The sequence below is a fragment of the Alishewanella sp. HL-SH05 genome, assembly GCF_052655985.1.
On record NZ_CP199753.1, the window covers coordinates 782705 to 808947 of the forward strand.

The 26243-nt window shown below is 45.7% G+C and carries 32 protein-coding genes; 17 read left to right on the forward strand and 15 right to left on the reverse strand.

Annotated features, from left to right (window positions below):
* Positions 1–98 precede the first annotated feature (98 nt).
* Genes ACUJFL_RS03455 through ACUJFL_RS03470 form a run of 4 tightly spaced genes read left to right on the forward strand, consistent with a single transcriptional unit; the run spans position 99 to position 3919 of the window.
* On the forward strand, positions 99–2177 hold the full coding sequence (locus ACUJFL_RS03455; protein ID WP_445428512.1) for a TonB-dependent receptor: 2079 nt from the start codon (positions 99–101) through the stop codon (positions 2175–2177).
* Positions 2178–2187: 10 nt separating this feature from the next.
* Positions 2188–2436: a hypothetical protein gene (locus ACUJFL_RS03460; protein WP_226749345.1), complete on the forward strand. Its 249-nt coding sequence runs from the start codon at positions 2188–2190 to the stop codon at positions 2434–2436.
* Positions 2433–3071, forward strand: a complete 639-nt coding sequence (pnuC, locus tag ACUJFL_RS03465) for a nicotinamide riboside transporter PnuC (RefSeq protein WP_306177214.1) — start codon at positions 2433–2435, stop codon at positions 3069–3071. Before ACUJFL_RS03460 ends, pnuC begins: the two co-directional genes overlap by 4 nt.
* Entirely contained in the window at positions 3014–3919 is a 906-nt protein-coding gene (locus ACUJFL_RS03470; protein WP_445428513.1) for a phosphotransferase, read from the forward strand. Before pnuC ends, ACUJFL_RS03470 begins: the two co-directional genes overlap by 58 nt.
* On the opposite strand, the gene ACUJFL_RS03475 is transcribed toward ACUJFL_RS03470, so the two are convergent.
* Positions 3905–4087 carry a helix-turn-helix domain-containing protein gene (locus tag ACUJFL_RS03475; RefSeq protein WP_226749348.1) on the reverse strand — a complete coding sequence of 61 codons (183 nt, stop codon included), beginning with the start codon at positions 4085–4087 and terminating at the stop codon, positions 3905–3907. The genes ACUJFL_RS03470 and ACUJFL_RS03475 overlap by 15 nt on opposite strands.
* Before the next feature lie 466 nt (positions 4088–4553).
* Here ACUJFL_RS03475 and ACUJFL_RS03480 point away from each other — a divergent pair, with 466 nt between their 5' ends.
* The 6 genes from ACUJFL_RS03480 to ACUJFL_RS03505 are packed head-to-tail and all read left to right on the forward strand — an operon-like array spanning position 4554 to position 10413.
* A complete protein-coding gene (locus tag ACUJFL_RS03480; protein WP_445428514.1) occupies positions 4554–7349 on the forward strand; it encodes a monovalent cation/H+ antiporter subunit A in 2796 nt (931 codons plus the stop codon).
* A complete protein-coding gene (locus ACUJFL_RS03485; RefSeq protein WP_226749350.1) occupies positions 7349–7705 on the forward strand; it encodes a Na+/H+ antiporter subunit C in 357 nt (118 codons plus the stop codon). The genes ACUJFL_RS03480 and ACUJFL_RS03485 overlap by 1 nt, the downstream gene beginning before the upstream one ends.
* Complete coding sequence (locus ACUJFL_RS03490; RefSeq protein ID WP_445428515.1) at positions 7702–9225, forward strand: monovalent cation/H+ antiporter subunit D; 1524 nt, start codon at positions 7702–7704, stop codon at positions 9223–9225. Before ACUJFL_RS03485 ends, ACUJFL_RS03490 begins: the two co-directional genes overlap by 4 nt.
* On the forward strand, positions 9222–9758 hold the full coding sequence (locus tag ACUJFL_RS03495; protein WP_226749352.1) for a Na+/H+ antiporter subunit E: 537 nt from the start codon (positions 9222–9224) through the stop codon (positions 9756–9758). Before ACUJFL_RS03490 ends, ACUJFL_RS03495 begins: the two co-directional genes overlap by 4 nt.
* Positions 9752–10021, forward strand: coding sequence for a K+/H+ antiporter subunit F (locus ACUJFL_RS03500; protein ID WP_226749353.1), 270 nt, complete (start codon positions 9752–9754; stop codon positions 10019–10021). The genes ACUJFL_RS03495 and ACUJFL_RS03500 overlap by 7 nt, the downstream gene beginning before the upstream one ends.
* Before the next feature lie 8 nt (positions 10022–10029).
* On the forward strand, positions 10030–10413 hold the full coding sequence (locus ACUJFL_RS03505; RefSeq protein WP_445428516.1) for a Na+/H+ antiporter subunit G: 384 nt from the start codon (positions 10030–10032) through the stop codon (positions 10411–10413).
* 35 nt (positions 10414–10448) lie between these two features.
* Here ACUJFL_RS03505 and ACUJFL_RS03510 read toward each other — a convergent pair whose 3' ends face one another.
* Genes ACUJFL_RS03510 through ACUJFL_RS03560 form a run of 11 tightly spaced genes read right to left on the reverse strand, consistent with a single transcriptional unit; the run spans position 10449 to position 18161 of the window.
* Positions 10449–10724, reverse strand: coding sequence for an HPr family phosphocarrier protein (locus ACUJFL_RS03510; protein WP_445428517.1), 276 nt, complete (start codon positions 10722–10724; stop codon positions 10449–10451).
* A complete protein-coding gene (gene rapZ / locus ACUJFL_RS03515) occupies positions 10714–11571 on the reverse strand; it encodes an RNase adapter RapZ (protein ID WP_226749356.1) in 858 nt (285 codons plus the stop codon). Before rapZ ends, ACUJFL_RS03510 begins: the two co-directional genes overlap by 11 nt.
* Positions 11568–12041, reverse strand: a complete 474-nt coding sequence (gene ptsN / locus ACUJFL_RS03520) for a PTS IIA-like nitrogen regulatory protein PtsN (protein WP_226749948.1) — start codon at positions 12039–12041, stop codon at positions 11568–11570. The genes rapZ and ptsN overlap by 4 nt, the downstream gene beginning before the upstream one ends.
* Positions 12042–12047: 6 nt before the next feature.
* A complete protein-coding gene (gene hpf, locus ACUJFL_RS03525) occupies positions 12048–12335 on the reverse strand; it encodes a ribosome hibernation promoting factor (protein WP_226749357.1) in 288 nt (95 codons plus the stop codon).
* A 25-nt stretch (positions 12336–12360) separates the two neighbouring features.
* Positions 12361–13848: an RNA polymerase factor sigma-54 gene (locus ACUJFL_RS03530; RefSeq protein WP_226749358.1), complete on the reverse strand. Its 1488-nt coding sequence runs from the start codon at positions 13846–13848 to the stop codon at positions 12361–12363.
* Between the two features lie 48 nt (positions 13849–13896).
* A complete protein-coding gene (gene lptB, locus ACUJFL_RS03535; RefSeq protein ID WP_226749359.1) occupies positions 13897–14619 on the reverse strand; it encodes an LPS export ABC transporter ATP-binding protein in 723 nt (240 codons plus the stop codon).
* Positions 14616–15107 carry a lipopolysaccharide transport periplasmic protein LptA gene (gene lptA, locus ACUJFL_RS03540; protein WP_226749360.1) on the reverse strand — a complete coding sequence of 164 codons (492 nt, stop codon included), beginning with the start codon at positions 15105–15107 and terminating at the stop codon, positions 14616–14618. The genes lptB and lptA overlap by 4 nt, the downstream gene beginning before the upstream one ends.
* A complete protein-coding gene (lptC, locus tag ACUJFL_RS03545) occupies positions 15097–15651 on the reverse strand; it encodes an LPS export ABC transporter periplasmic protein LptC (RefSeq protein WP_445428518.1) in 555 nt (184 codons plus the stop codon). The genes lptA and lptC overlap by 11 nt, the downstream gene beginning before the upstream one ends.
* Complete coding sequence (gene kdsC, locus ACUJFL_RS03550; RefSeq protein ID WP_445428519.1) at positions 15648–16202, reverse strand: 3-deoxy-manno-octulosonate-8-phosphatase KdsC; 555 nt, start codon at positions 16200–16202, stop codon at positions 15648–15650. Before kdsC ends, lptC begins: the two co-directional genes overlap by 4 nt.
* A 1-nt stretch (position 16203) precedes the next feature.
* The gene (locus ACUJFL_RS03555) at positions 16204–17175 is read right to left on the reverse strand and encodes a KpsF/GutQ family sugar-phosphate isomerase (protein ID WP_445428520.1); all 972 of its coding nucleotides are present in this window, start codon (positions 17173–17175) and stop codon (positions 16204–16206) included.
* Between the two features lie 8 nt (positions 17176–17183).
* Positions 17184–18161: a calcium/sodium antiporter gene (locus tag ACUJFL_RS03560; protein ID WP_226749364.1), complete on the reverse strand. Its 978-nt coding sequence runs from the start codon at positions 18159–18161 to the stop codon at positions 17184–17186.
* A gap of 287 nt (positions 18162–18448) precedes the next feature.
* On the opposite strand from ACUJFL_RS03560, the gene mlaF reads away from it, so the two are divergent.
* From mlaF to murA, 7 genes are read left to right on the forward strand one after another with little or no spacing between them, the layout of a single operon-like run.
* Entirely contained in the window at positions 18449–19252 is an 804-nt protein-coding gene (gene mlaF, locus ACUJFL_RS03565) for a phospholipid ABC transporter ATP-binding protein MlaF (RefSeq protein WP_445426143.1), read from the forward strand.
* The gene (gene mlaE / locus ACUJFL_RS03570; RefSeq protein WP_306177208.1) at positions 19249–20031 is read left to right on the forward strand and encodes a lipid asymmetry maintenance ABC transporter permease subunit MlaE; all 783 of its coding nucleotides are present in this window, start codon (positions 19249–19251) and stop codon (positions 20029–20031) included. The genes mlaF and mlaE overlap by 4 nt, the downstream gene beginning before the upstream one ends.
* Before the next feature lie 3 nt (positions 20032–20034).
* Positions 20035–20499: an outer membrane lipid asymmetry maintenance protein MlaD gene (gene mlaD / locus ACUJFL_RS03575; RefSeq protein WP_226749367.1), complete on the forward strand. Its 465-nt coding sequence runs from the start codon at positions 20035–20037 to the stop codon at positions 20497–20499.
* Positions 20499–21164 carry an ABC transporter substrate-binding protein gene (locus tag ACUJFL_RS03580; RefSeq protein ID WP_445428521.1) on the forward strand — a complete coding sequence of 222 codons (666 nt, stop codon included), beginning with the start codon at positions 20499–20501 and terminating at the stop codon, positions 21162–21164. Before mlaD ends, ACUJFL_RS03580 begins: the two co-directional genes overlap by 1 nt.
* A 3-nt stretch (positions 21165–21167) precedes the next feature.
* On the forward strand, positions 21168–21461 hold the full coding sequence (locus ACUJFL_RS03585) for an STAS domain-containing protein (RefSeq protein WP_226749369.1): 294 nt from the start codon (positions 21168–21170) through the stop codon (positions 21459–21461).
* Between the two features lie 9 nt (positions 21462–21470).
* Entirely contained in the window at positions 21471–21728 is a 258-nt protein-coding gene (locus ACUJFL_RS03590) for a BolA family protein (protein WP_445428522.1), read from the forward strand.
* An 8-nt stretch (positions 21729–21736) separates the two neighbouring features.
* Entirely contained in the window at positions 21737–22993 is a 1257-nt protein-coding gene (murA, locus tag ACUJFL_RS03595; protein ID WP_445428523.1) for a UDP-N-acetylglucosamine 1-carboxyvinyltransferase, read from the forward strand.
* Between the two features lie 90 nt (positions 22994–23083).
* On the opposite strand, the gene ACUJFL_RS03600 is transcribed toward murA, so the two are convergent.
* From ACUJFL_RS03600 to ACUJFL_RS03610, 3 genes are all read right to left on the reverse strand, one after another.
* Positions 23084–24169 carry a trypsin-like peptidase domain-containing protein gene (locus ACUJFL_RS03600; protein ID WP_226749372.1) on the reverse strand — a complete coding sequence of 362 codons (1086 nt, stop codon included), beginning with the start codon at positions 24167–24169 and terminating at the stop codon, positions 23084–23086.
* A gap of 93 nt (positions 24170–24262) precedes the next feature.
* Positions 24263–25615, reverse strand: coding sequence for a Do family serine endopeptidase (locus tag ACUJFL_RS03605; RefSeq protein ID WP_445428524.1), 1353 nt, complete (start codon positions 25613–25615; stop codon positions 24263–24265).
* Between the two features lie 89 nt (positions 25616–25704).
* Positions 25705–26145: a YhcB family protein gene (locus ACUJFL_RS03610; RefSeq protein WP_226749374.1), complete on the reverse strand. Its 441-nt coding sequence runs from the start codon at positions 26143–26145 to the stop codon at positions 25705–25707.
* Positions 26146–26243 lie beyond the last annotated feature (98 nt).

The following is a 26243-nucleotide window of genomic DNA, read 5'->3' on the forward strand; positions in this document are numbered from 1 at the left end:
CGCTATTTACCACTTGCTTAGCAAGTTGTGTTAGCCGTAATACCGTTAAATCTGAATAGTGTGATCCTCAACGTGTTGTTTACCGGAGCCGATCACCTATGTTTTTTCGCTATTCTGTTTTATCTATCGCCTTATTGTCTGCATTTAACCTGCATGCTTCTGAGCAACAAATTGAGCGCGTGACCGTGCAAGGCGACTTTCGTCAGCAAAACATCCAACAACTGGCGGGTAGTGTTGTCATTTTGTCTGAGCAAGAGATGCAACGCCAATCGGCACAGCATCTTGATGACGTGTTAAAACAATTTGCTAACGTGAACTTTGCCGCCGGTGCTTCGCGTGGACGTTTTATTCAAATTCGGGGTATTGGCGAGCGCAGTGAATTTATCGATGTGGTTAACCCTTCGGTCGGTATCCTTATTGATGGCATTGACTATGCGGGTTTGGGGATCAGCAGTGTCGCCCATCCGGAACAGTTAGAAGTATTCCGTGGGCCTGAGGCTACGCGCTTTGGTACTAATGCGCTGGCGGGTATGTTGAATTTCACCAGTAAAAACCCCGTATTTAGCCCAGAAGGGCAACTCAGCGCCACTGTGGCAAATTATAATAGCCAGCAGTTATCGGGTTATTACAGTGCTCCTTTAAGTGAGCAAGTTGCCTTTAGCCTAACGCTGGACCAAGCGCTGTCTGATGGTTTTATTGAGAATGCTTTTTTACAGCGCGACGACACCAACAACATTGATGAATTTACGGGGCGTTTTAAATTAAGTTGGTTACCTTCTGAGCACCTGCAACTGGGCTTGATTGCCCATCTGATTGACCAGCAAAATGGCTATGATGCGTTTTCACTTGATCAAAATCGTGTCACCTTATCAGATGAGCCGGGAGAAGATAATCTGCGTAGTAAGGCTTTAGCACTCACCTTTGCTTATCAAGAGTTTGCGGCTGTCGATCTGCAAGGGCAAATTAGCTATTTAAATGCGCAATCTGATTACGGCTTTGATGAAGACTGGAGTTATCGAGGTATTCATCCGTGGGAATATTCTTACCAAGATCGCTATTTACGTTCACGTGAGCAATCGTCTTTAGATTATCGTTTAGTCTCTAAACCCGCAGCACAACTTTGGAATAATACTGACTGGGTATTAGGCGTGTATGCTAGCAGTCGTGATTTGACATTAAATCGCATTCGTCGCGCAGAAAGCGAAATGCGCTTATTTGACAGTCAATTACAGCGAAATAATCTGTCTGTTTATGCAGAGACCACTTCGGCGCTAACTGAGCAGCTTAGCATGGTCTTGGGCGGGCGCGTTGAGCAATATAGCGATGATTATCAAGATGTTGCCGGTATCAGCCTAACGCCAGATGCCACCATGTGGGGAGCCAAGATCAGTTTAAATTATCAATTCAACTCGCAAGCGATGATTTATGGTTTAGTGTCGCGTGGTTATAAAGTAGGTGGTATCAACGGTGAAGCCTTAGCCAAAGCCGATGACGGCGATTTTGCCCTGTTAGCGACGAAAGCCAGTTTTGCACCTGAAACCGTGGTCAATGCGGAGTTGGGTGTGAAAGGGAGCAGTTTAGATCAGCGTTTACTGACTCGAGTTGCGGCATTTTATATGTGGCGTAACGATATGCAGGTGAAAGGTTGGATTAACCCCGATTTAGGCCCTGAGTTTGCGGGCTTTATCGATAACGCCGCTAGTGGTCGTAACTACGGTATTGAAATGGAAAACCGTTACCAAGCGCATGCGGCGTTGCAATTGTTCGTTAATGTCGGTTATTTGCGTTCTAAACTGGGCCAGTATGTCACTGATGGTGGCTTAGATTTAACCGGCCGTGACCAAGCACATGCCCCGCGAGTGAACTTCAGTATCGGTGCGGATTGGTTTTTAAACGAGCAATGGTCACTGCAAGCCGGAGTGCAAGGGCGCAGCAGTTTCTATTATTCTGACGGTCATAATGCAAAAGCTGCCGCCAGCGAACAAGTTAATTTACGCTTGAATTATCAGGTAGCACAGTGGCAAATCGCGGCATGGTTGCGTAATGCCTTTGATGAGGAAACCGGTGTCAGAGGTTTTTACTTTGGCAATGATCCCCGTGACGAATATGCTCCTAAGGTTTATGAACAATTTGCTGAGCCACGTCGTTTTGGTGTGACCGCCAGTTACAGTTTTTAAGGAAAGCATAATGAAACTATCAGTTGAAATCAGTAAATATCCGTTAGCAAACGATTATAAAGCGCCGATCCAAGCCTTTATCGATTTGTTAGCAGATCAAGCCGATTTGCACATCATCACCAATACCATGAGTACCCAAATTTTTGGCGATTACGATACGGTGATGCAGGCCTTGCAGAAATGCATGAAATGGTCGATGCAAACTTATGGTAAGTTGGTGTTTGTTTGTAAATTTATTCCAGGTGATTTACGGCCATGAATGAACTGCTGAGTAAGGTGATTAGTGATTGGCAATTACTGCACAGTATTGAACTGATTGCGACATTATTGGCACTGGCTTATGTGTTTTTAGCGTTAAAGCAAAGCCTGTGGTGTTGGCCTGCCGCCTTACTCAGCACCTTGTTATTTAGCCATGTGATGTGGGATTCTGCCTTGTTGTCGGATGCGTTGTTGCAATTGTATTACGCCGGTATGGCGTTATATGGTTGGCGCCGCTGGCAGCAATACCAACAGCAACATGGCAAAGGTCAGGCGCCGGTGTTTGAGCGTCCCTGGCAATGGCACCTTATTCTGGTTAGCGGTACGGCAATCGCAGGCTTGGTTTTAGGCTATTTTATGGAGCATTACACTCACGCTGATTTTGCTTGGTTAGATGCACAAACAACCGCATTTAGCTTGGTAGCAACGTGGTTAGTGGCGCAGAAATTAGTGTCTAATTGGTTATATTGGGTGGTGATAGATGCGGTATCAATTTATGTTTATGCGCAAAAACACCTTTATTTTCTAACAGCCTTGTTTATGCTGTATACCATCATTGCCTTAGTTGGGTATTTTGCATGGCGCAGTCATTATCAACTGCAGCAAACATCGACGTTGGATCCAGCGCGGCTATAAGCCGTTTTTGCGAACATCTTGAGTTCTTCAGTGGCCATCCGCCTTTAATCGTGCGGCCACTGGCTTCAGGTGAAAGTAATCTTAATTATTACATCAAAACTGAGCGCGGCGAATATGTCTTACGCCGTTACCCGCTAGATACGCTAGGCGTCTGCCGACAGCAAGAATTACGTTGTCAGCATGCCGCCGCCGCAATTGGTCTTGCGCCGGCACCTTTAGCTTTAAACAATCATCAACAATTACTGATCAGCGATTACATTAGCGACGGCATACCTTTAGCGCTAAACACCGAGCGTTTAACACTGTTAGCTGTAGTCGTGGCTAAATTACACTCATTAACCATACAAACCCCTGTTTTGCAGGTGAGTCAGTACTTACGTCAGCTTATGGATAATAGCCAGTTAGCCAGTTTAGAGCCAGCAGCCACCTTATTCGCCGCCTTGTTACACAGTGCTGAGCAGATGCAAAGCTTGCCGTTTGATCGGGTGTTATGCCACATGGACTTGCATCAGGGCAACGTGCTGTGGGCCAAACAGCAGATTTGGTTATTAGATTTTGAATATGCGCAGTTAACCGACAGTAGCTTTGATTTAGCGGCGATTTGCTTGAACTATCAGTTAAACCAGGCTGAAGAAACGCAATTGCTGCATGCGTATATTAGCGCGAGGCATTTTAGCCATAGCCAAACGGCGCGCGATTGTCGACACAGCTTAGCCGAACGTTTACAGCTATCTAAGCGGTTATACAGCGGTTTTTGTTGGTTATGGTATCAAGCTAGCCCCGATCAGGACGCCGCACTTCATTGGCAAAATAAGCTCGCGCAGTTGTTGGCGTTAAAGTCCACCTAAACGTTCTGCTAACACTTTATAGCGTTGCACATCCTCTTCGGCAAACAGCGGTTTGCCGTCATTCGCCTTATCACAGGGTACCAATAGATGTTCTCTGGCTAAGCGTTCTACCCGAATAGGGGTAATATCTAAAAATTGGGCAACCTCGTTAACAGTCATTATGGCCATGCTGATCTCTTATTCAAACAGGAGCGGCTACATGTATTTGCTGCCGCAATTAATCAAAATATAGTCAGAAATAGCAAATATTGCTATGAAATAATTTGCACCAAACGATTGTTAACCGTTACAAGTTATTCCAACTAGGGCTATTGTGTCTAAAATAGGCCTGTTCAAAAGGCCGTTTAAGTTGATGTTACCTAGCAGCAAAAACGCTATAACCCCTGTATTTATAAGGATTAGACGGCATTTGCAACCGACTTTAATAGACATTTTGATGTGATGCAGGTATAAATATTCGCAGTTTTCCTGACAATTTGTTTTTCTGCCTACCTCTGTTGCTCGAGCAAGTCATCTGCCAAACGTATTACACGTGATAAATGGCTGATTAACATCAGCAGTATTTCAATGGTCTAATGAATGCAGCAGTGAGGAGTGTCAGGTCTGTGAACGTTAACGAGGAAGCAAAAACCTTATGACTTTGTTATGGATCCTACTGTTACCGCTGTGTGGTATTAGCTTACCCATGCTGACAGCAAAATGGTCGCGTAGTGCCTGTGCGTTGTTAACGGCGTTACCTCCGGCTTTGGCTTTTATTTTGTTGTTAAGCCAAACCTCGGCGGTCTTCGCCGGTGAAACACTGCGTTTTTCATTGGCTTGGGTGCCGGTTCTGGGCCTGGATGTTGCTTTGCGACTCGATGGCTTAGCCTATTTATTTAGCTTGCTGATCTTAGGAATTGGTTTGCTGATTATCCTCTATGCGCGCTTTTATCTCGCTGCAGCTGATTCGATGCCGCGTTTCTACACTTTTTTGATGTTCTTTATGACCGCGATGCTGGGCATTGTGTTATCCAACAATGTGCTACAGCTTTGGTTGTTTTGGGAGCTCACCAGTATCAGCTCCTTTTTGCTGATTAGCTTTTGGTGGCATAAATCGGAAGCGCGGCGCGGCGCCAGGATGGCGCTAACCATCACAGGTGCCGGTGGTCTTTGTTTATTAGCGGCGCTGTTATTAATTGGCCGTATTGTTGGCAGCTATGACCTCGATGTGATTTTAGCCAGTGCTGACATTTTGCTAGCGCACAGCTGGTATCCTATTTTATTAGTGTTGTTTCTATTGGGCTGTTTTACCAAATCAGCGCAATTCCCATTTCATTTCTGGTTACCCAATGCCATGGCAGCTCCTACGCCAGTGAGTGCCTACTTACACTCTGCCACTATGGTAAAAGCCGGTATTTTCTTAATGGCGCGGTTTTATCCGGCATTGGCCGGTTCTGACTTGTGGATTATCCTGGTCAGTTTAACCGGTTTAGCCACCTTGTTAGTTGGCGCGTATTTGGCGTTATTTAAACATGATTTAAAAGGCTTATTAGCTTATTCCACCATCAGCCATTTAGGCTTAATCACCTTACTATTGGGGATGGGAACAGAGTTAGCGGCGGTGGTCGCGATTTTTCATATCATTAACCATGCTACCTTCAAAGCCTCTTTGTTTATGGCGGCGGGCATTATTGACCATGAAACCGGCTCGCGTGATATGCGAAAACTTAATGGTTTGTGGGCCTACATGCCGATTACCGGTACTTTAGTGATGATAGCGGCTGCGTCGATGGCCGGTATTCCGTTACTGAATGGTTTCTTATCTAAGGAAATGTTCTTAGCCGAAACACTGGATCAGCATTTACTCGGGGCACTGTCTTGGCTTATTCCATTGTTAGCAACGATTGCTGCGGTATTCTCTGTTGCCTACTCGTTAAGACTAATTCACGATGTATTTTTCAATGGTGAGCCACGGGGCTTAACAAAAACACCGCATGAACCGCCGCATCTTATGCGTTTGCCGGTCGAAATTTTAGTAGTGCTGTGTATTGTTATTGGCCTGTTTCCGGTTTGGGCAGTGGGGGCCTTATTGCAATCTGCAGCGGGCGCAGTGTTAGGCGGAGAAGTGCCTGCCTATAGCCTAGCGCTGTGGCACGGTGTCAATTTGCCATTGTTTATGAGTGTGGTAGCGATTAGCGGCGGTTTACTGATCTACAGTTATCGGAAACGCTTATTTGATTTTCAAAATAGCTTGCCAGGTTTAGATGCACTGAACAGTTTTGAATTGGCCATTAAAACCGTTAATCGTTATTGCCGGTATTTTTATGAATGGCTCGATAATGGCTCTTTACAGCGTTACATGGTGTTTTTATTGTCAGCAGTAGTCATACTGGCTGGCCTGCCGTTGTTGGATGTGTCGGTACTTTCCGGTGGTCGTGAAGAGTTACCGATTGATGCGGTAAACGCCACGGGTGCCGCATTACTGCTGATCAGTGCTTTGGCCACAGTGATTTGGCATCGTAAACGCGTGGTGGCGCTGTTGATGATTTCGGTCGTGGGGCTGATGGTATCGATTGCTTTTACCCGTTTCTCCGCACCCGATCTCGCGCTAACACAGCTGTCTGTTGAAGTTGTTACAGTAATTTTGTTGATGTTAGCCTTATTTTTCTTGCCGCATAAAACACCGAGTCAGTCTGAACCCTCTCGAGTGATCCGTGATATCAGCTTGGCGAGTCTAGTGGGTATTGTGATTGGCAGTTGGGCTTATGCGGTGATGACGCGGCCCTTTACCTCTATTTCTGATTTCTTCTTAGCGAATGCCAAAACCGGTGGTGGCGGTACCAACGTGGTTAACGTGATCTTAGTGGATTTCCGTGGTTTTGATACCTTCGGTGAAATTGCCGTATTGGGTATTGCTGCCTTGGGTATCTTCAAATTGTTAACACGTATTCCATTATTTAAACCCAGTAGTGATGGTGATGGACGGCCTTGGAGTCGCGAACGCCATCCGTTGTTATTAGCGACAGTGTCACAAAGTTTGCTGCCATTGGCATTAATGGTGTCGGTGTATATTTTCTTCCGTGGTCATAACTTACCCGGTGGGGGCTTTATTGCAGGCTTAATTACCTCAGTGGCATTGATCCTACAATACATTGCTCACGGTGTGGATTGGGTAAAATCACGGATGGATATTGAATATCAACGTGTTATCGCAATCGGTTTATTGATCGCCCTTGTTACGGGTGTGGCAAGCTTTGCTTTTGGTCGACCGTTCTTAACATCATGGTTTGATTATTTCCATCTGCCTATCCTAGGTGAGTTAGAACTGGCCAGTGCAATTGCATTTGATTTAGGGGTATACCTAACCGTGGTCGGCGCGACACTGCTGATTTTATCGAGTTTAGGTAAAATGACGACCTTGCACCGTCCGGTGCATAAGGAGACGATCTAGTGGAAACCTTGTTAGCTTGTTGTATTGGTTTTCTGACTGCCTGTGGCGTCTTTCTCATGTTACGCGGCCGAACCTTTCCGGTAGCCATGGGGTTAACCATGTTGTCTTATGCCGTGAACTTATTTTTATTTTCATCTGGTCGGCTTAACTTACAAGGTGCTGCGGTATTGGGGATGTCTGAAAACTATGCTGATCCGCTCCCTCAAGCCTTGGTGCTCACCGCTATTGTTATTGGCTTTGCTATGACGGCATTCTTAGTTATTTTAGCCATTCGCGCGCGCTCAGATCTTGGTAATGACCATGTCGATGGTAAATTGCCTGATAGCGACGGTCGTCGTAAGGAGAACGGCGCATGAGTCATTTGATTATTGCTCCCATTTTATTACCCATCTTAACCGCCATTATTATTATGCTGCCGCCGGTGCACTATGTACCCAATCGGCGCCGTTTAGTCAGTATTATTGCTACGGCAATTCAACTGATCATTTCATGCTTTCTGCTGTGGGAAACTCAGCAAAATGGCTTAACCTTTTATGCCTTAGGGGATTGGCAGCCGCCGTTCGGTATTATTCTTGTTGCCGATACCCTTAGTGTGGTGATGGTCTGTTTAACCACCTTTTTAGCCCTGGCGGCGATTTGTTACGGTGCGGCTGGCGAGGATGTGCGAGGTTCGTTTTTTCATCCGCTGTTTCACTTTCAAATTATGGGGATCAATGGCGCCTTTTTAACTGGCGACTTATTTAACCTGTTCGTGTTTTTCGAAGTGTTGCTGATTGCCTCTTATGGCCTGTTAATCCACGCGGGTGGTAAAAACAAAACCAAAGCGGCCGTGCATTATGTGGTATTGAACCTGGCCGGTTCGGCGGTATTCTTGTTTTCTCTGGCGATTTTATACGGTGCTTTAGGTACCCTTAATATCGCCGACATGGCTTTAAAAGTCTCAACCTTACCACCAGAAGATGTGTTGTTAGTCAAAGCCGGTGGCTTATTGCTGTTGATCGTTTTCTCGCTAAAAGCAGCCATCTTGCCATTACAATTTTGGTTACCCGACACCTACGCTGCAGCGTCGCCTCCAGTAGCCGCATTATTTGCGGTGATGACAAAAATCGGCGTCTATGCTTTGCTTCGCGTGTACACCACGATCTTTGGTGAGTCTGCTGGGCCTTTAGCGGGTTTAGGTATGAATTGGTTATGGCCCTTTGGCTTAGCAACCATTGTGCTGGGGGCCATTGGGGTGATGGGCAGCTTGGATTTTCGCAAGGTGGTGGCCAATTTGGTTATCGTATCGGTGGGCACTTTAGTCTGTTTAGTCGCTATGCAGAATACGGCCGCTACCGCTGCGGTGTTGTATTACACCGTACATTCCACCTTAGTGACCGGTGCCTTATTTTTATTGGCCGACATGATTGCTAATCAACGTGGTAAAGCCGGTGATCGCTTAGTGTCTGGGCGCCGTGTAGCTCAACCGGTATTGCTGGGTAGCCTGTTCTTTGCTGCTGCGGTAACGGTAGCGGGCTTACCGCCGTTATCGGGCTTTATCGGAAAGCTGATGATCCTGCAATCGGCCGTTACGCCATTACAGCAAGCCCTGTTATGGTCAGTGGTGCTGCTGAGTAGCCTGATGGTGTTAATTGGCTTATCACGAGCTGGCAGTATTTTGTTTTGGCGCGTTACCGGTTCAGAGTCGGGCGGGGATAAAGCCTTACCGCTGCAGGTTTTTGCCGTGTCATTGTTGCTGTTAGCTAGCCCCATGTTGGTGGTGTTTGCCGGGCCTTTCACCGAGTTAAGTGTGGCGGCAGCGGTGCAGCTTGAAGACGTGTCACAAACGATTTCCACGATTTTACTTGAATCTAGCGTGTCTGGAGGTGCTCAATGAGATTACAACCTCGTTACAGCTGGTTGCCAACACCGTATCGCAGCGTGTTGTTGTTTTTAGTATGGTTACTCCTCAATCAAAGTGTCGCGCCAGTGCATCTGTTTTTTGGTTTCGTGTTGGCGTTATTAATCCCTTGGATCAGTGCCAAGTTCCGAGATCCTCAGCCGTTGATTGAACGCCCCATTTTGGCGCTACGTTATATTCTTATGGTTTTGATGGATATTGTTACCGCAAATGCACAGGTCGCGATATTAATTTTAGGGCCGACTAAACGGTTAAAACCCGCTTTTGTGCGTGTGCCGCTGGATTTACAGCATGAACTGCCCATCACCATTTTGGCCAGTACCGTGTCGATGACCCCAGGCACGGTAAGCGCGGACATTTACCCGACTAAAGAAATGCTGGCAGAAGGTGAAGAAGTAAAACAGCGCTGGTTGTTAATTCATGTACTGAATTTGGAAGACGAAGCAGAGCTGATTGCTTCAATCAAATCGCGCTATGAAGCCCCGCTAAAGGAGATCTTTCAATGTTAGAGAATGTTATCTTTTTAGTCTTTGGTATGATCAGTTTGGCTTTGATACTTAACCTATGGCGTTTAGTACGTGGCCCAAGCTTGCCAGATCGCATCCTAGCGCTCGATACCATGTATATCAATAGCATTGCCCTGATCATCTTATATGGCCTGCTGATGGGCACCTCATTGTATTTTGAAGCCGCGTTATTAATTGCCATGTTAGGTTTTGTCAGCACGGTGGCCGTGTGTAAGTTTTTATTACGTGGCGATATCATCGAATAGGAGAGACTATGCAAAATTGGATGGAATGGGTAATTGCCTTCTTTTTATTACTCGGAGGCAGCTTTGTGTTAATTGGCTCGATTGGTTTAACGCGGATGCCCGATTTTTTTATGCGCTTACATGGGCCAACTAAGGCGACCACCTTGGGCATGGGCGGTATTTTGTTAGGCTCAATGTTGTTTTTTAGTGCGGCACCCGGTGAGATCAGCGTGCATGAATTGTTGATTACTATCTTCTTATTGATCACCGCGCCAATCAGTGCACATATGCTCATTAAAGCTGCCCTGCATCATCGGACTGAGGCGATTGCGCGTACTACAGGTGAGCAAGAACTGAAGCGAGGGCAATTACAAAACAGCAGTCGTTCGCATATTAAGTCGAATTTACCCTAATAAGCTTAACAATAGCGTAAAGCACAAGCTTTACGCTATTCGCCAAAACCGGTATTAATTAATAAAGTAATCGCGTCTAATGCCTGAGCAGCGTCAGGGCCTTCGGTGGTCACTGTAAGGGTTTTACCTTTACTACTGGCCATCATCAGTAAGGCCAGAACGCTGCCGGCATCTGCTGTTTTACCATCTTCTTGCACTAATTCTACTTTGGCATCAAATTGCTGGCTTAACTGCACTAATTTGGTGGCGGCACGTGCGTGTAAGCCTAGGGCATTAATAATTGTGACTGTTGCAGCTAACTTATCGGCCATGATGTCTGACTAATTCCCGATGGCGAATTTGTACATCTTCGCGCTGGCTGCGATAGGTTTCGGCTAGGCTTTGTGCGATATACACTGAACGATGCTGGCCACCGGTGCAACCAATCGCTATCGTTAAGTAGCTGCGATTGTTACGCTCGAGGTGGGGTAACCAGCTGGCAATAAAGGTATTGATCTGCCAAGTATATTTTGCCACCACGTCTTGTGAGGCGAGGTAATCTTTAACTGGCTGATCTAAACCTGTGAGCGGTTTCAGATCTGGCTCCCAATGTGGGTTGGGTAAAAACCGGGCATCGAACACAAAATCGGCATCCTTTGGAATACCATATTTAAAACCAAAGGACTCAAAGAGTATCACTAAACGGCCGGTCTTTTGGCCTAAGATCCGCTCACGTAATTGCTCGGCCAACTGATGCACATTCAGCTCAGTGGTATCGATATATAAATCGGCGCGGCTAGAGATAGGATCTAATAACTGTTGTTCACGTGAAATGGCTTCATCGAGCGACATCGCTTGATGGGATAGCGGATGCAAGCGACGCGTTTCGCTAAAGCGCTTAATTAGCGTGGTGTGATCCGCATCCAAATATAAAATCGTCAGTTCCAGCTTGCGCGGCAGATACGACAAAATGTCTGATAACTCATCGGGATCGCTCGGTAAGTTACGCACATCAATACTCACGGCAACGCGTTCATATTGGCCCATTACTGCAGTTGCCAGAGTCGGTAATAGATTAACCGGGAGATTGTCGACGCAGTAATAGCCGAGATCTTCCATGACTCTTAGAGCAACCGATTTGCCAGAGCCTGAGCGACCACTGACGACGAGTAGTTTCATGACTCACCTGTTTTTTGGCTATAGTCGAGTAGTAGCTGATACAGTTGTTCATCTGACTCGACATGGCGGATTTTTTTGGTTAAGTCTTTCTGACTCAACAATTTGGCAATACCGGATAACGTACTTAGGTGCGTTTGGCATTGCTCAGTGGGTATTAAGATAGCGCAAAAAATATCGACGGCTTGGTTATCTATCGCATCAAACGCGATAGGGTCTTTACTGACCACAAACACCAAAATCGGTTGAGTTACGCAGTCAAGTTTGCCGTGAGGAATGGCGATACCGCCACCGATGCCGGTTGAACCAAGTTTTTCACGGGTCATTAAGGCTTCAAGAATGGTGTATTCAGATAGTTCGGGAAGCTGCTGGTGAGCCAGTTCGGCGATATATTCGAGGATACGTTTTTTACTGTTAAATAGAACTGCACTTTTCGTGCAGTTCTCCGCTAACATTGCGTTTAAATTCATAATAATGTCTTAGTGTCGTGACAGTTTTTCTTTGTGTTTAATGACCTGCCGATCGAGTTTGTCTATTAACTGGTCAATCGCAGCATACATGTTTTCGTTCTCAGACACCGCAAACACTTCGCCACCGGTGAGATGGATTTTAGCTTCGGCAATCTGTTGTAATTTTTCCACGTTTAAGATGACATGTACATTATTAATGTTCTCGAAATGACGCTCTAGCTTAGCAAATTTATTCTCGACATAATCTTTTAAGGCTTCGGTAATTTCGACGTGACGGCCTGTTAAATTGATTTGCATAGACTCTTCCTTTTAGTTAAGACACTTACAGCAGGGTCTTTCGTTGATTTGACGGCGGAATAAACAACGATTCGCGGTATTTAGCGATAGTTCGCCTAGCCACGTTTATCCCTTGTTCTAACAAAATTTCCGCCATTTTACTGTCACTTAGCGGTTTTGCCGGATTTTCTGCCGCCACCAATTTTTTAATAAAAGCACGAATGGCAGTGGAAGAACATTCACCACCACTCTCTGTACTAACATGACTGGAGAAAAAGAACTTAAGTTCAAAAATTCCACGTGGTGTATGCATATATTTATGAGTGGTGACGCGTGAGATAGTCGACTCATGCATACCGACCATTTCTGCAACATCATTCAATACCATCGGTTTCATGGCTTCTTCACCATGCTCAAAAAAGGCTTGTTGTTGCTGCACAATGCAATTGGCTACTTTGAGTAAAGTATCGTTTCGGCTTTCTAAGCTCTTTAAAAACCATTTAGCTTCTTGCAAGTGCGAGCGAATAAATTGCGTATCAGCGGTATTTTTAGCGGTTTTGCTCATCGCCGCATATTGCTGATTGATCCGTATTTTGGGCATAGCGTCAGCGTTTAATTCGACTTGCCAACGACCTTTTACTTTTGTCACCGTGACATCAGGAATAACATATTGCTGCTCTTGTTTAATCACATCAGCACCGGGCCGAGGATTTAAACTGTGGATCAACTGCATGACTTCCTTTAACTCTTCTTCTTTGAGTTTAGTCACGCGCATCAAAGAACGAAAGTCTCTATTCGCTAAAAATTCGGTATAGTTGCTAATAATGAGTTTTGCATCATTTAAATAGGGGGTAGTTGGCTCAAACTGCCGTAACTGCACCAGTAAACACTCTTGCACCGAGCGCGCGCCAACCCCGACCGGATCAAATAATTGAATGCGTTTAATCACGGCTTCAACTTCGTCGGCCTCGACCTCGTTAGATTGCAGTGAGTCGAGTATCTCTTCGCAGCTGATACTTAAAAAACCATTGTCATCGATGGCTTCAATAATGATCTCAGCAATAGCCCGGTCGATTTCAGAAAAGGGCGTGAGTTGCATTTGCCAACGTAAATAATCTTGCAGGGTATCGCTGGTTTCACCCTGATACACCATATCGTCATCAGGCATGTTGCCACTGCTAACAGGGGCGGCACTGACTAAGTCATCCCAGTTATTATCTAGCGGTAAATCTTCTTGGATGTTTTGTTGATTCAGATCATCGCTGGTATCGCGATCGGCTGCGTCTTTTTGCTCTGAGTTTTTGTTGCGTGGATCGTCAAGGGTATCGCGATTGATATTGCCAAGACTGTGATCAACCTCATCTGGCTGACGTTCGAAATCATCATCGCCTTCGAGTAACGGGTTCGCGTCTAACGCTTCCTGTATTTCTTGCTGTAGCTCAATGGTGGACAACTGTAATAGGCGTATCGCCTGTTGCAGTTGTGGCGTCATGGTAAGCTGTTGTCCTAGGCGGAGTTGCAAAGAGGGCTTCATGTACCTGTAATTCTCTCCTGAATGCGCAGTTGCGTTCTATCTTCTTTACTATAGCCTGAATTGCTCACCTAGGTATACATCACGCACCTGCTGATTTGCTAGAACATCTTGCGGAGAACCGGCTGCAATCAGTTCGCCATGACTGACAATATAAGCGATTTCACAAACATCTAACGTTTCACGCACATTATGGTCAGTAATGAGAACACCAATGCCACGTTGGGCGAGGTGTTGAATGATTTTTTTGATATCAAGTACTGAAATCGGGTCAACGCCAGCGAACGGTTCGTCTAATAAAATAAAAGCGGGATCAGCGGCTAATGCTCGCGCGATCTCAACCCGACGACGCTCGCCACCAGATAACGCCATCCCTAAACTGTTGCGGATATGGCCGATATGAAATTCTTCTAATAAATCATCGGCAATTTCAGCGCGGCGTTGCGTGCTTAAATCTTTGCGGGTTTGCAAAATGGCCAATAAGTTTTCATGCACAGTCAATTTACGAAAAATCGAGCTTTCTTGCGGTAAATAACCAATGCCGGCGCGGGCACGTTGGTGGATCGGAGCAAAAGTAATATCTTGCTCGTTGAGGGTAATGGTGCCTTTATCCGAAGGAACTAAGCCAACAATCATGTAAAAGGTTGTTGTTTTACCTGCACCGTTAGGGCCCAATAAACCGACGATTTGCCCTGCATTGACTTCTAAGCTGACATCTTTCACTACCTGCCGGCTTTTATAGCTTTTGGCGAGGTGCGAGACCACTAACTTCATGGATTGTCCTTGTTTTCTGGGGTGAAAATCGTGGTAACGCGACGATTTTGCTCACCTTCAGCACTTAATTGTTGTAATTCAATGTTGTAACGGATCACGGCACCGCGTACTAAGCTACCGCTTTGCATCACTTCGGCATTACCCGATAACGTTAAAATTCGGCTAGCACGGTCAAATCGGATCTCATTCGCTTGAGCGGTTACAGGACGATCACCTTGCAGAGTTTGTGAATAGGTCGCCGGTGAGCCTGTTGTAATAAACACCTCTTTACCTTTACCAGCACTGGCGTCGACTTCAAGTTTGTCTGCTTTAATCAACATAGATCCCTGACGTACGACAACGTTATCGGCATAACTGGCAATGCTGTCAATTAATGAGGCTAAGGTTTTATCTGCATCGACCGAGATGGGCTGTTTATGATCCGGTTCGGCGGCCAAACTAACGGCAGAAAAAAAGGCCAAAACAATCATTAAGCTATTAATTTTCATTGAAATATACCGTCTCTAAATGCTTTTGCAATTGCATGGTTTCTTTTGTTAAATCGACATGCATACCTTGCCCTTTAATGAAAAAACCGGCGCCGGTGATCTGAACGATTTCATGCGTATGAATACTTTTTTCAGGCAACATCAGTTGTAATGAGGCCGTTTCAACGCGTTCTACTAAACCTAGGGTTTGTTTGTTTTGCAAAACCACTTGGTTTTCCAAAATAATCTTATCTTCAGGAAACCAGACACCTTGTAAGCTACTGATTTCCCAAGCAGGCTGATGTGCTTTATTAAACAGGGTATAGCGCGGTTGATCAAACTGCGTAAAGCCGAGCTGTTCAAAATGCTCTAATTTCAGCGCCTGCACGTGATCGGCAATATAGCCCTCATTGTCGTAGATGCGCAAGGTAACATTTTCAGCAATGTAATCCGGTTGAAATTCTCGATCCACTTGCAGATCCACTTGCTCAACGCTGGGATTCAACCACAGGTAGCCCGCGACTATCACGAGTGACATGACGATGAGCACAAAAAACTTTCTCATGAGCTGCTGCCATCAAATTGTAAAAATCGCTGTTGCGCAATCAGTAACAGATCGCATAATTCGCGCACTGCACCAAAGCCGCCAGGTAATGACGTGGCTAAATGGGCGCGCTTTTGCAAATAAGGATGTGCATCTTTTACCGCGACGGCTAAGCCACAATGTTGCATGACTTGCCAATCGGCCAAATCATCACCGATATAAGCGACTTGGCTGGCATCTAATTGCAGTTCAGCGAGCAGCGCTTGAAATGCAGCTGTTTTATTTTCTTGCCCTTGATAAATATAGGGCACAGTTAGCGATTTCATACGCTGCTCCACAATGGCCGATTGTCGCCCTGTTATCACGGCTACTTCTATGCCAGCTTGGCGCAGTGCTTTAATGCCATAGCCATCCCGGGTATGAAAGGCTTTTAGCTCTTCACCTTGATTACCTAAGTAAATGCGCCCATCCGAAAATACGCCATCGACATCACAGATAAGTAATTTAATATCAGCCGCGCGGCTGGCGTTAGTATCACTGATAGCTTGGTACAACTGGCGATATAAGTCCATGTTACATTACTCCTGCTCGCAGTAAGTCGTGCATATTCATGGCGCCGATTGGCTCGCGCTGCTCGTTAACAATGATCAGGCCATTAATTTTTCGTTGCTGCATAATATTTAACGCTTCGGCGGCGAGCATTTCTGCTTTAACCGTAATGCAATTGACCGTCATCACCTTGGCAATAGAGGTGCTGTGTATATCAATACGTTGATCAAGAATACGTCGTAAATCACCGTCTGTAAAAAGCCCAGCTAAGCGACCTTGTGCATCGACCACGGTGGTCATGCCGAGCCCTTTGCGTGAAATCTCTAATAAGGCATCTTTAATGCTGGCCTCTTGCGGTACGATAGGCACTAAATTCTCTTTATGCATTAAATCTTCTAAGCGCAACAATAACTTGCGACCAAGGCTGCCACCGGGATGCGATAACGCAAAATCATCGGCTGAAAAGCCTCTAATATCTAACACCGCGACAGCCAAGGCATCACCCATCGCCAGTGTCGCCGTGGTGCTGGCGGTGGGCGCTAGGCCAAGTGGGCAAGCTTCTTGAGGTACAGCTACACATAAATGAATATCGGCCAAGCACGCTAACGTAGAATCCGCTTTCCCGGTCATGGCGATCAGTGGAATACCCATGCGTTTGATAATTGGCACTATGGTCAGTAATTCTGCTGTTTCACCAGAATTGGAGATGGCGATAACGATATCGTCTTTTGACAACATGCCCAAATCACCATGGCTCGCTTCGCCTGGATGCACAAAAAAAGCCGGAGAGCCAGTAGAGGCGAGGGTTGCCGCTATTTTGTTGGCAATGTGGCCAGATTTACCAATACCGCTGACGATAACTTTACCTTTATTATCGAGTACCAGCTGACAAGCGCGCTCAAAATCATCATTAAGATATTGTTCGAGTTGTCGAACGGCTTCGGCTTCGATGCGTAATACCGCTAAAGCCTGTTCACGGAAAGTCTTTGTGGTCATAACCAAGTTTACGCCAAATGAGTAAATAACAAATATTGGTAGCCAATAAAGCCGCTTAAAAGCAAGCCACCTTCTAATCGATTGATACGTTGTTGCTTGCCGATACGTATTGACATTAATAACAGTGCAAAGGCCGCGGCGATCATTACGTAGCTATCCCGCGTACCGGCATTAATATCGAGTGTTGAAGGCCCAATCACTGCGCCTAAGCCTAACACGGCTAAAATGTTAAAAATGTTTGAGCCGATAATATTGCCCAGCGCCAGATCATCTTCGCCTTTTATTACGCCTATGACACTTGCGGCGAGTTCGGGCAAACTGGTGCCGATAGCAATAATTGTTAAGCCGATGATTAAATCACTCATTCCAGCATAACGGGCAATGGTGACTGCACCCTGAACCAATAACTGCGAGCTGGCTAATAACAACACTAAGCCGGCGATAACCCAAAACACCGCCTTTAGAGTAGAGGTTGGGGGTGGAATTTCTGATTCAATTTCGCTGATAAGCGGATCGGTTGGGCTGGCATGCTTACCCCAGTACACCAACAAACTGATAAAGCTGAAAAAAGCGATAAGCAAGATAATACCTTCAGCCCGCGTTAAGTTATGGTCTGATAAAAAATAATATCCAACAAAAGTGAAAAACAGCATTAACGGAAATTCGCGCTTCAAGGTTAATGAGGCAACCGTAATCGGTTTGAATAGGGCAATAACCCCAATGACCATTAAGATGTTTGTGATATTGGAACCTAAAGCGTTACCAACCGAGGTGTCGAGTCGTCCTTGTGCTGCGGCTGTTGCCGAGACCAACATTTCTGGCGCGGATGAACCCATTGCAACAATCGTTAATCCGATAATCATTGGCGAAACACCGCTATTGCGGGCAACAGATGATGCGCCGAATACGAAACGGTCAGCACTCCAAATCAGCAATACGAGTCCGACGATAACGAAGATAATGGCTAATAACAAAGGTGATATCATGGTGTCCGTTGTCTGCTTAACAGTTAAAAAGGGTATTTTCCCGTTTCTTGCTGCTAAATGCAAAAAAACCTCGGTAAAAACACCTACGCCAAGCATTATTCGAAAATACCTGCTGTTCGTTTCGAATTATTGCCACGACTTACTCTCTCATAGCGTTTACAATAAGCACACTTTGCCACTTTGCTCATATTGTAAACTGTTATGAATGTATATAACATGCGCGCCCTTAGCAAGATTGCCCGTTTAACGAGAGCTGACTGGTTGCAAAGAGAACTGGAGAAATAACGTTGTCTGATGTGTTGGTCGATATCCAAAACCTGAGCTTTTCACGCGGAGAACGAGTGATCTACCGCGATATGTCTATGCAGTTTGTCAGGGGAAAAGTTACCGCCATTATGGGGCCTAGCGGCATTGGTAAAACAACGCTGTTAAAACTCATTGGTGGTCAATTGATCCCAGACAGCGGCAATATTATGTTTGATGGCGTAAATATCCCTAAATTGTCACGTTCAGCTTTATATCAAGCCCGTAAAAAGATGAGCATGCTGTTTCAAAGCGGTGCCCTATTTACCGAACTATCGGTATTTGACAACGTGGCCTTTCCACTTCGTGAACACACCCGTTTATCCGAGTCGTTAATTCGATTAATTGTATTAATGAAGCTGGAGGCGGTAGGTTTACGCGGTGCACGTGATTTGATGCCAGCGGAATTATCCGGTGGTATGGCAAGACGTGCTGCATTAGCTCGGGCAATCGCTTTAGATCCTGAGTTAATCATGTACGATGAGCCTTTTGCTGGACAAGACCCTATTTCAATGGGTGTTATTGTGCGATTGATCCGCGAACTGAATAACGCCTTGGGTTTAACGTCTATCGTGGTGTCGCATGATGTAAAAGAAGTCATGAGTATCGCCGATTACGTTTATGTTGTGGCAGATAAAACCGTGATTGGCCAAGGTACGCCAGAGCAATTACGTGCCGATCCATCGCCATTAGTGCAGCAATTTTTAAATGGCGATGCAGACGGGGCAGTGCCCTTTCATTATAAAGCTGCAGCTTATGAAGATGAATTAATGGAGCTCGGCAAGTGATCGCAAATAGATTACAAAAAATAGGCCATCAAACGCTCAGTACCATCAGTGGTTTTGGTCGTGCAGGTATCATGTTATTTGGTGCCATAGTGGGTAAGCCCGATTTCCGTAAAGGCTTCCCGTTGTTTATCAAACAATTGTATGTCATTGGCGTGTTGTCGTTGATGATCATCCTCGTGTCCGGCTTGTTTATCGGCATGGTGCTGTCACTGCAAGGTTATAACGTTTTAGTAAAGTTTGGCGCAGAGGGTATGTTAGGCCCTTTAGTCTCGCTAAGTTTGCTGCGCGAGTTAGGCCCGGTGGTCACCGCGCTGTTATTTGCGGGTCGTGCCGGTAGCGCGCTTACCGCAGAAATTGGCTTAATGAAGGCGACTGAGCAATTATCCGGTATGGAAATGATGGCAGTTGATCCGCTGCGTCGTATTATCGCTCCACGCTTTTGGGCGGGGGTCGTTGCCATGCCATTACTGGCATTGCTATTTAATGCTGTGGGCATATTAGGTGGCCATTTGGTTGGTGTAGAATGGCTAGGTGTCGATGCAGGTAGCTATTGGTCTGCTATGCAAGCTAACGTTGACCTGTATCAGGATGTGCTAAATGGTGTAATAAAAAGTGCAGTGTTTGCACTCGTAGTGATCTGGATTGCATTACACAAAGGTTTTGATGCCATCCCGACCTCGGAAGGTATTAGCCGTGCCACCACTCAAACGGTAGTCACGGCATCATTGGCTGTTTTGGGCTTTGATTTTATATTAACTGCATTAATGTTTGGTGGATAAAAAATGACCACGCGTAAAATTGAAATTTTAGTTGGCGGCTTTATTGTTTTGGCTTGTGCGGCCTTTTTAATGTTGGCCTTAAAAGTAGCTGATACCGGTTTTGGTGGTGCTTCGCAAACTTACACCTTGTATGCCAAGTTTGACAATATTGGCGGTTTAAAAGTGCGTTCACCTATTAAGGTGGGTGGCGTGATTGTTGGCCGTGTTGGCTCAATTGAATTAGATCGCGTCAGTTACACGCCAGTGGTTAAGTTAGAAATTAACGCTGAGTACAGTAACTTTCCTGAAACGAGTTCAGTGGCGATTTTAACCTCAGGCTTATTAGGTGAACAATATGTTGGCTTGTTACCAGGGTTTGTCGATGACACCGTATTGATGTTAGGTAACGGTGATACCATTGAAGACACGCGTTCAGCTATCGTGCTCGAAGAGTTAATTGGGCAGTTTTTATTCAATCGGGGGAATTAATGAGAGCTTTATTGCAAAAGGTGAGTGTGTCTTTGCTATTAACTGCAGGTTTAGTATTACCTGTGCTAGCTACCGAAACTTATACCGATCCTTACAAAATGATCGAAGTGGTTGCAGACAAAACCTTTAATCGGGTGAAAACAGATCAGCCGATCATTAACCAAGATTTAGAACATTTGCGGGTGATAGTGCAAGAAGAATTATTACCTTATATTGATAGCCGTTATGCTGCGGCGATCGTCGTTGGCCGTACCGTTGATATTCGTAAAGACCCAAAAGCTTTTGATGATTTTGTGAAAGCCTTTGAACAATATATGATTGGTTCTTACGCGGGAGCTTTAACCTATTACAAAGAACAAAAAGTGATGATTGAGCCATCTAAAGTGATTGGTAATCAAAGTATTATCACTATTCGTACTCGGGTGATGGATCCAGGTAAGCCTGACATCGTTATTGATTTTAAATTACGCCGTCCACGCAATGCGGAAACATGGTTGGTGATCGATTTAATCGCCGAAGGTATTTCTTTACTCGATAGCAAACGCGCCGAATTAAATAACTTGATCAGACAGCAAGGTTTGGCCAGTGTGACTGAGTTGCTGAAAGAAAAATCTAAAGAGCCGGTTAAGTTAGCCAACGATGATAGTGCAAGCACTTCGGAGTAACAGGTGGCATTAGCAATCAGCCAAACCGATCAAACGCTGTTTTTTAGTGGCGAACTCGATCGCGATACGTTAATGATGCATTCACCCTTCACGTTGTTAAATAAGTTGCAGGGTGAGGTAATCTTTGATTTCTCGGCGTTAACCAATGTAGACTCGGCAGGGTTGGCTTGGCTGATCCAGCAGATTGCACGCGCCAAGACGTTGAAAATAAAAATTGAAATTATCAAGGTGCCGGCACAGCTACTTTCACTTGCTAAAGTAAGTGCGGTGACCGACATTTTGCCTATAACCAATTAAGGTGTAGTTATGGAAATTGCTCAGATAGAGCAACTGTTAAAAGAACATCTGCAACTAGCAGAAGTTTATGTTAAAACTGACGGCTCACATTACGCAGTCACTGCCGTAGGTGATTGTTTTGACGGCTTAAGCCGCGTTAAACAACAGCAGCTTGTCTACAGCCCGTTAATGGCAGCGATTGCTGATGGCAGTATGCATGCAGTAAGTATTAAGGCCTTTACGCCGCAGCAGTGGCGCAGAGAAAAACTTTTAAACCCTCCGCTCTGAGATCCACTATGCAACAGTTTTTAGTTACTGCCAACGGCCCACTACAAGGTGAAGTCGTGATATCGGGCGCAAAAAATGCCGCCCTGCCTATTCTGTTTGCAAGCTTATTAGCTGAGCAACCTACCACCATTCGCAATGTACCCAAACTCAAAGACATCGAAACGACATTTAAGCTGTTGCAGCTATTTGGCGCCAAGGTTGAGTGTGATGCGGATGTCGTAATTGTTGATGCCAGCCAAATTAGTAATCAATTTGCACCGTACGACTTGGTGAAAACCATGCGTGCCTCTATTTTAGCGCTGGGCCCTTTATTGGCTCGCTTTGGTCAAGCCGAGGTTTCTTTGCCCGGTGGCTGTGCTATCGGTGCTAGACCCGTCAATTTACATATCGACGGTTTGCGTAAAATGGGCGCAGAGATCACGGTTGAAAACGGCTATATCAAAGCGCAGGCTAAACGCTTAAAAGGCGCGCACTTAGTGATGGATATGGTCAGTGTGACAGGTACCGAGAACTTGATGATGGCGGCGACCTTAGCCGATGGTCGTACGGTCATTGAAAACGCGGCTCGTGAACCAGAGATTGTTGACTTAGCTAATTATCTCAATACCCTAGGTGCGAAAATTAGCGGTGCCGGTACAGACACTTTAGTGATTGACGGTATGCCTGCGTTACAGGGGGGAGAGCATCGTGTTCTGCCAGATCGTATTGAAACAGGCACCTTTTTAGTGGCAGCGGCGGTAACCGGTGGCGATATTACCTGTTTAAAAGCGGCACCAACTGATTTAGAAGTTGTGCTTGAGAAATTACGTGAAGCCGGTGCTGAAGTGACAACGGGTGCCGATTGGATCCGTTTAAACATGACCGGAAGAAAGTTAACGTCGGTAGATGTTAAAACGGTGCCTCACCCAGGCTTTCCAACAGATATGCAAGCCCAGTTTACGGTATTAAACGTGGTAGCTGAAGGTGTTGGTGTCGTCACTGAAACGATTTTCGAAAATCGCTTTATGCATGTACCTGAATTACAACGTATGGGCGCGAAAATCCGCTTAGAAGGAAATACAGCAGTTTGTCAGCACAGCCCATCGTTAACTGCAGCTCAGGTTATGGCTACCGACCTACGCGCTTCAGCAAGCTTAGTGATTGCGGGTTTAGTGGCTAAAGGCACCACAGTGGTGGATCGCATTTACCATATCGACCGTGGTTATGAGCAAATCGAACATAAACTACAAGGCTTAGGTGCGCACATTGAGCGAGTAAACGGTTAAGCGTTTGCTTGTAACTAAAAAAACCGCAGAAATGCGGTTTTTTTATTACTTAAAACTGATTAAATCAGCAGATGCATCTTATATGCGCATTTAGCGGCGCGGTTGTTCCCTAACGATGGTTGGGATCACCATACGCTCACCGTTACGGTCGATGGTGATTTGTAACTCGGTATCGGGGGGCGTTTCAGCGATAAAGTTTAACGCATGCCGCATATCTTGAAAGTGTTGTCCGGCAATTTCCAAAATAATGTCATTGGCTTGTAAGCCAGCCATTGCCGCAGGGCCATTACTGGTGACTTCACTTAAGCGCAAACCATACAGCGCTTGGCCAGATGAAAATAAAGGATCACCCGCAGCGTTGATTACAGCTTGACCGGCAACGCCCAAATAACTGCGTGTAACGCGACCATGTTTAATGAGCTTTTCCATAATAATACGGGCGAGTTGATAGGGCACGGCGAAGAAAATACCTTGGATATCCTGATTTTGTACTTGGAATGCGGCAGCATTAATGCCAACCAAGGTGCCATTACTGTTTACTAGTGCACCGCCCGAATTGCCTTTATTAATGGCGGCATCCATTCGCATAAAGTCAGGATAGCCTCGAGAGCTTAACCCATGGTTGCCATTAGCACTGATAATACCTTGCGTGATGGTTTGACCTAAATTAAGAGGGTTACCGATAGCTAATACCAGATCGCCAACTTGCGGTTCGATGTTAGGATCTTGCGGGATCACCGGTAAGTTGTCGGCTTGTACATAAAGCACGGCTAAATCAGACACTTCATCTTGACCGATTAACACGGCTTCTAGCCAGCGACCGTCTTGCAAAGCCACTTCAATGTGATCGGCACCATACACCACATGATAATTAGTCAGAATATAGCCTTGCGCCGACATAATGACACCTGAACCTAACTCTTGCCGTTCAATGGTGCGGGGTTGTAACGACCGGGGATCGACAATTCGACTGCGTGTGTAGACATTTACCACCGCTGGCGCAGCACGTCGTACCGCATGGTTATAAGAAACCGGCGCGGTATTTTGCTCGGCACGAGGTGCTTGCCATAAAGACAAGTCAACCCGAGCGATGTTGGGGAAAAACAAGATAAGAATAAAGGCGAGCGCTAAGCCGTATGCGCTACTTTTTAAAATAAATAACAAAAGGTTGCGCACAATGTCGCTTCTGCCTAAAGATGAATGCGTTTAGCATAGCATTTTTTTAGCACAGGCAGTAGCGTTCAGCTACCACCTGCCTAAATTAAGCGCTTAACGGATCAAGATATACAGTTGATCATTACCACGTTGGATATACAGCGCGGCAACGCCACCATCTCGTTTTTCTAATAACCGACGTAGCTCGGCAAGGTTGTTCACACGTTGACGGTTAACCCCAGTAATAATATCGCCTTGGCGTAAGCCAATTTGTGCCGCGGGTGATTCCGCTTCCACGCTACTGACTTCCACGCCTTTGTCAGCATTATTTAAGGTTGCACCTTGTAGCATAGGGTGCAATTGTGTCGCCGCAACCTGGCCACTGGTGGTCTCTTGCAGTACGACTTTAATGTCGCGTTCTTTACCGTCACGCAGTACGCCTAAAATGGCTTCACGGCCTGAACCCAGCGTGGCGACCTTGGCACGTAATTCATTGAAGCTGTGAATACGATTGCCGTTCATACTGACAATCACATCACCTGATTTCAAACCACTTTTCGCTGCGGCGCTGTCTGGCAGCACTTCGCCGACAAAGGCGCCGCGACTGACATTCAGATTTAATGCTTTGGTCAACTCAGAATTAACATCATTACCGCGAATACCTAAGCTACCACGGCGAATTTCACCAAATTCAACAATTTGCTCAACCAAGTTTTTCATCATATTGGCGGGGATAGCAAAGCCGATGCCGACATTACCGCCATTAGGCCCTAAAATAGCCGTGTTAATGCCGATCAGTTCGCCACGTAAGTTCACTAAAGCGCCGCCCGAGTTACCACTGTTAATAGCGGCATCAGTTTGGATAAAATCTTCAAAGCCTTCATTTAAGCCACTGCGGCTGAGTGAGCTAATAATGCCAGAGGTGACGGTTTGTTCTAAACCAAAGGGGTTACCAATGGCAATTGCATAATCACCCACCCGCAGTTTGTCAGAATCTGCTAGAGGTAACTCAACCAGGTTATCGGCTTCAATTTTCAATAAAGCGATGTCGCTTTCTGGATCGGAACCCAGTTTTTTTGCGGTAAAGGTACGGCCATCTTTTAAACGAATTTGAATTTCAGAAGCATCTTGCACAACATGGTTATTGGTGACGATATAGCCTTTTTTGGCATCAATAATGACACCTGAACCCAAACCACGGAAGGGTTGCTCACGGCGCATTTCACCTTGGCCGCGCTGGCCGAAAAAGTATTGAAAAGCTTCAGGCATACGCTGGCGTACTTCACGGCTACCTGCAACAGAAACATAGACGACAGCGGGTGTGGCTTGTTCAAGCATTGGCGCCAGCGAAGGCATTTGCTGCTCTTCTTTTCCGAAAAACGGTAAGCTGGCGTGTGCTGGGGATGCAGGAGCCAACAACATGGCTGCTAACACGGCAGCGCTAAGCAAAGAAAATTTCTGGTTCATCGCGTAATGTCTCCTTATATGACAGTGTCACTAAGAGCATCGCACCTCAAAAAAGTTCTGAGCAGTCGCGCACTAACGGTAAAAGTTTTCTATTCGCCTTTACTTGGCCGCTCTTTAATCAAGCCGCTGGCTTGACCAGAGTAATCACGCGGTTGCTCACCAATTTCTGAGTGTTCTCTGCGACGCTCATTCAGTTGATGTAACGATTGTTTAATATGTAATGTGGTATCCGCAGCAAAATAATTTACTTCATCGCTTGGGCTGGTCGGCTGCTCAACCAGTTGCATTTTCGATTGCTGCACATGACGCGCAATGCGTGAATAATTATCCTGCAGCTGGCTCATTAACTGATTGGTTGTCTCCAGATGTTCTGAGACATCTTTGCGATACTGCGTCAGTTGTTTGCGGCTTTCGTCTAATTCTTGTTGCAGCTTGTGTTGGCCAAATTGTTTCAGGCTAATGATCCGGCTAATGGCCGCACCAATTAATAAACCGACAACCAGCCCAATTAAAACTGATGTATAGTCCATGCTTACTCCTAACGATGAAATACTTTACTTAGTGTACCCTAACTTCTTATACAAGGTGGTAAGGCATGTTACTATTATGCCTCATATTTAAGGTTTCG

Excerpts from the sequence above, each read along its gene's own strand:
- ACUJFL_RS03455 (WP_445428512.1), top strand. The coding sequence starts at position 99 with ATGTTTTTTCGCTATTCTGTTTTATCTATCGCCTTATTGTCTGCATTT.
- ACUJFL_RS03460 (WP_226749345.1), top strand. The coding sequence starts at position 2,188 with ATGAAACTATCAGTTGAAATCAGTAAATATCCGTTAGCAAACGATTAT.
- pnuC (WP_306177214.1), top strand. The coding sequence starts at position 2,433 with ATGAATGAACTGCTGAGTAAGGTGATTAGTGATTGGCAATTACTGCAC.
- ACUJFL_RS03470 (WP_445428513.1), top strand. The coding sequence starts at position 3,014 with ATGGCGCAGTCATTATCAACTGCAGCAAACATCGACGTTGGATCCAGC.
- ACUJFL_RS03475 (WP_226749348.1), bottom strand. The coding sequence starts at position 4,087 with ATGGCCATAATGACTGTTAACGAGGTTGCCCAATTTTTAGATATTACC.
- ACUJFL_RS03480 (WP_445428514.1), top strand. The coding sequence starts at position 4,554 with ATGACTTTGTTATGGATCCTACTGTTACCGCTGTGTGGTATTAGCTTA.
- ACUJFL_RS03490 (WP_445428515.1), top strand. The coding sequence starts at position 7,702 with ATGAGTCATTTGATTATTGCTCCCATTTTATTACCCATCTTAACCGCC.
- ACUJFL_RS03495 (WP_226749352.1), top strand. The coding sequence starts at position 9,222 with ATGAGATTACAACCTCGTTACAGCTGGTTGCCAACACCGTATCGCAGC.
- ACUJFL_RS03500 (WP_226749353.1), top strand. The coding sequence starts at position 9,752 with ATGTTAGAGAATGTTATCTTTTTAGTCTTTGGTATGATCAGTTTGGCT.
- ACUJFL_RS03505 (WP_445428516.1), top strand. The coding sequence starts at position 10,030 with ATGCAAAATTGGATGGAATGGGTAATTGCCTTCTTTTTATTACTCGGA.
- ACUJFL_RS03510 (WP_445428517.1), bottom strand. The coding sequence starts at position 10,724 with ATGGCCGATAAGTTAGCTGCAACAGTCACAATTATTAATGCCCTAGGC.
- rapZ (WP_226749356.1), bottom strand. The coding sequence starts at position 11,571 with ATGAAACTACTCGTCGTCAGTGGTCGCTCAGGCTCTGGCAAATCGGTT.
- hpf (WP_226749357.1), bottom strand. The coding sequence starts at position 12,335 with ATGCAAATCAATTTAACAGGCCGTCACGTCGAAATTACCGAAGCCTTA.
- ACUJFL_RS03530 (WP_226749358.1), bottom strand. The coding sequence starts at position 13,848 with ATGAAGCCCTCTTTGCAACTCCGCCTAGGACAACAGCTTACCATGACG.
- lptB (WP_226749359.1), bottom strand. The coding sequence starts at position 14,619 with ATGAAGTTAGTGGTCTCGCACCTCGCCAAAAGCTATAAAAGCCGGCAG.
- lptA (WP_226749360.1), bottom strand. The coding sequence starts at position 15,107 with ATGAAAATTAATAGCTTAATGATTGTTTTGGCCTTTTTTTCTGCCGTT.
- lptC (WP_445428518.1), bottom strand. The coding sequence starts at position 15,651 with ATGAGAAAGTTTTTTGTGCTCATCGTCATGTCACTCGTGATAGTCGCG.
- kdsC (WP_445428519.1), bottom strand. The coding sequence starts at position 16,202 with ATGGACTTATATCGCCAGTTGTACCAAGCTATCAGTGATACTAACGCC.
- ACUJFL_RS03555 (WP_445428520.1), bottom strand. The coding sequence starts at position 17,175 with ATGACCACAAAGACTTTCCGTGAACAGGCTTTAGCGGTATTACGCATC.
- ACUJFL_RS03560 (WP_226749364.1), bottom strand. The coding sequence starts at position 18,161 with ATGATATCACCTTTGTTATTAGCCATTATCTTCGTTATCGTCGGACTC.
- mlaD (WP_226749367.1), top strand. The coding sequence starts at position 20,035 with ATGACCACGCGTAAAATTGAAATTTTAGTTGGCGGCTTTATTGTTTTG.
- ACUJFL_RS03580 (WP_445428521.1), top strand. The coding sequence starts at position 20,499 with ATGAGAGCTTTATTGCAAAAGGTGAGTGTGTCTTTGCTATTAACTGCA.
- ACUJFL_RS03590 (WP_445428522.1), top strand. The coding sequence starts at position 21,471 with ATGGAAATTGCTCAGATAGAGCAACTGTTAAAAGAACATCTGCAACTA.
- murA (WP_445428523.1), top strand. The coding sequence starts at position 21,737 with ATGCAACAGTTTTTAGTTACTGCCAACGGCCCACTACAAGGTGAAGTC.
- ACUJFL_RS03605 (WP_445428524.1), bottom strand. The coding sequence starts at position 25,615 with ATGAACCAGAAATTTTCTTTGCTTAGCGCTGCCGTGTTAGCAGCCATG.
- ACUJFL_RS03610 (WP_226749374.1), bottom strand. The coding sequence starts at position 26,145 with ATGGACTATACATCAGTTTTAATTGGGCTGGTTGTCGGTTTATTAATT.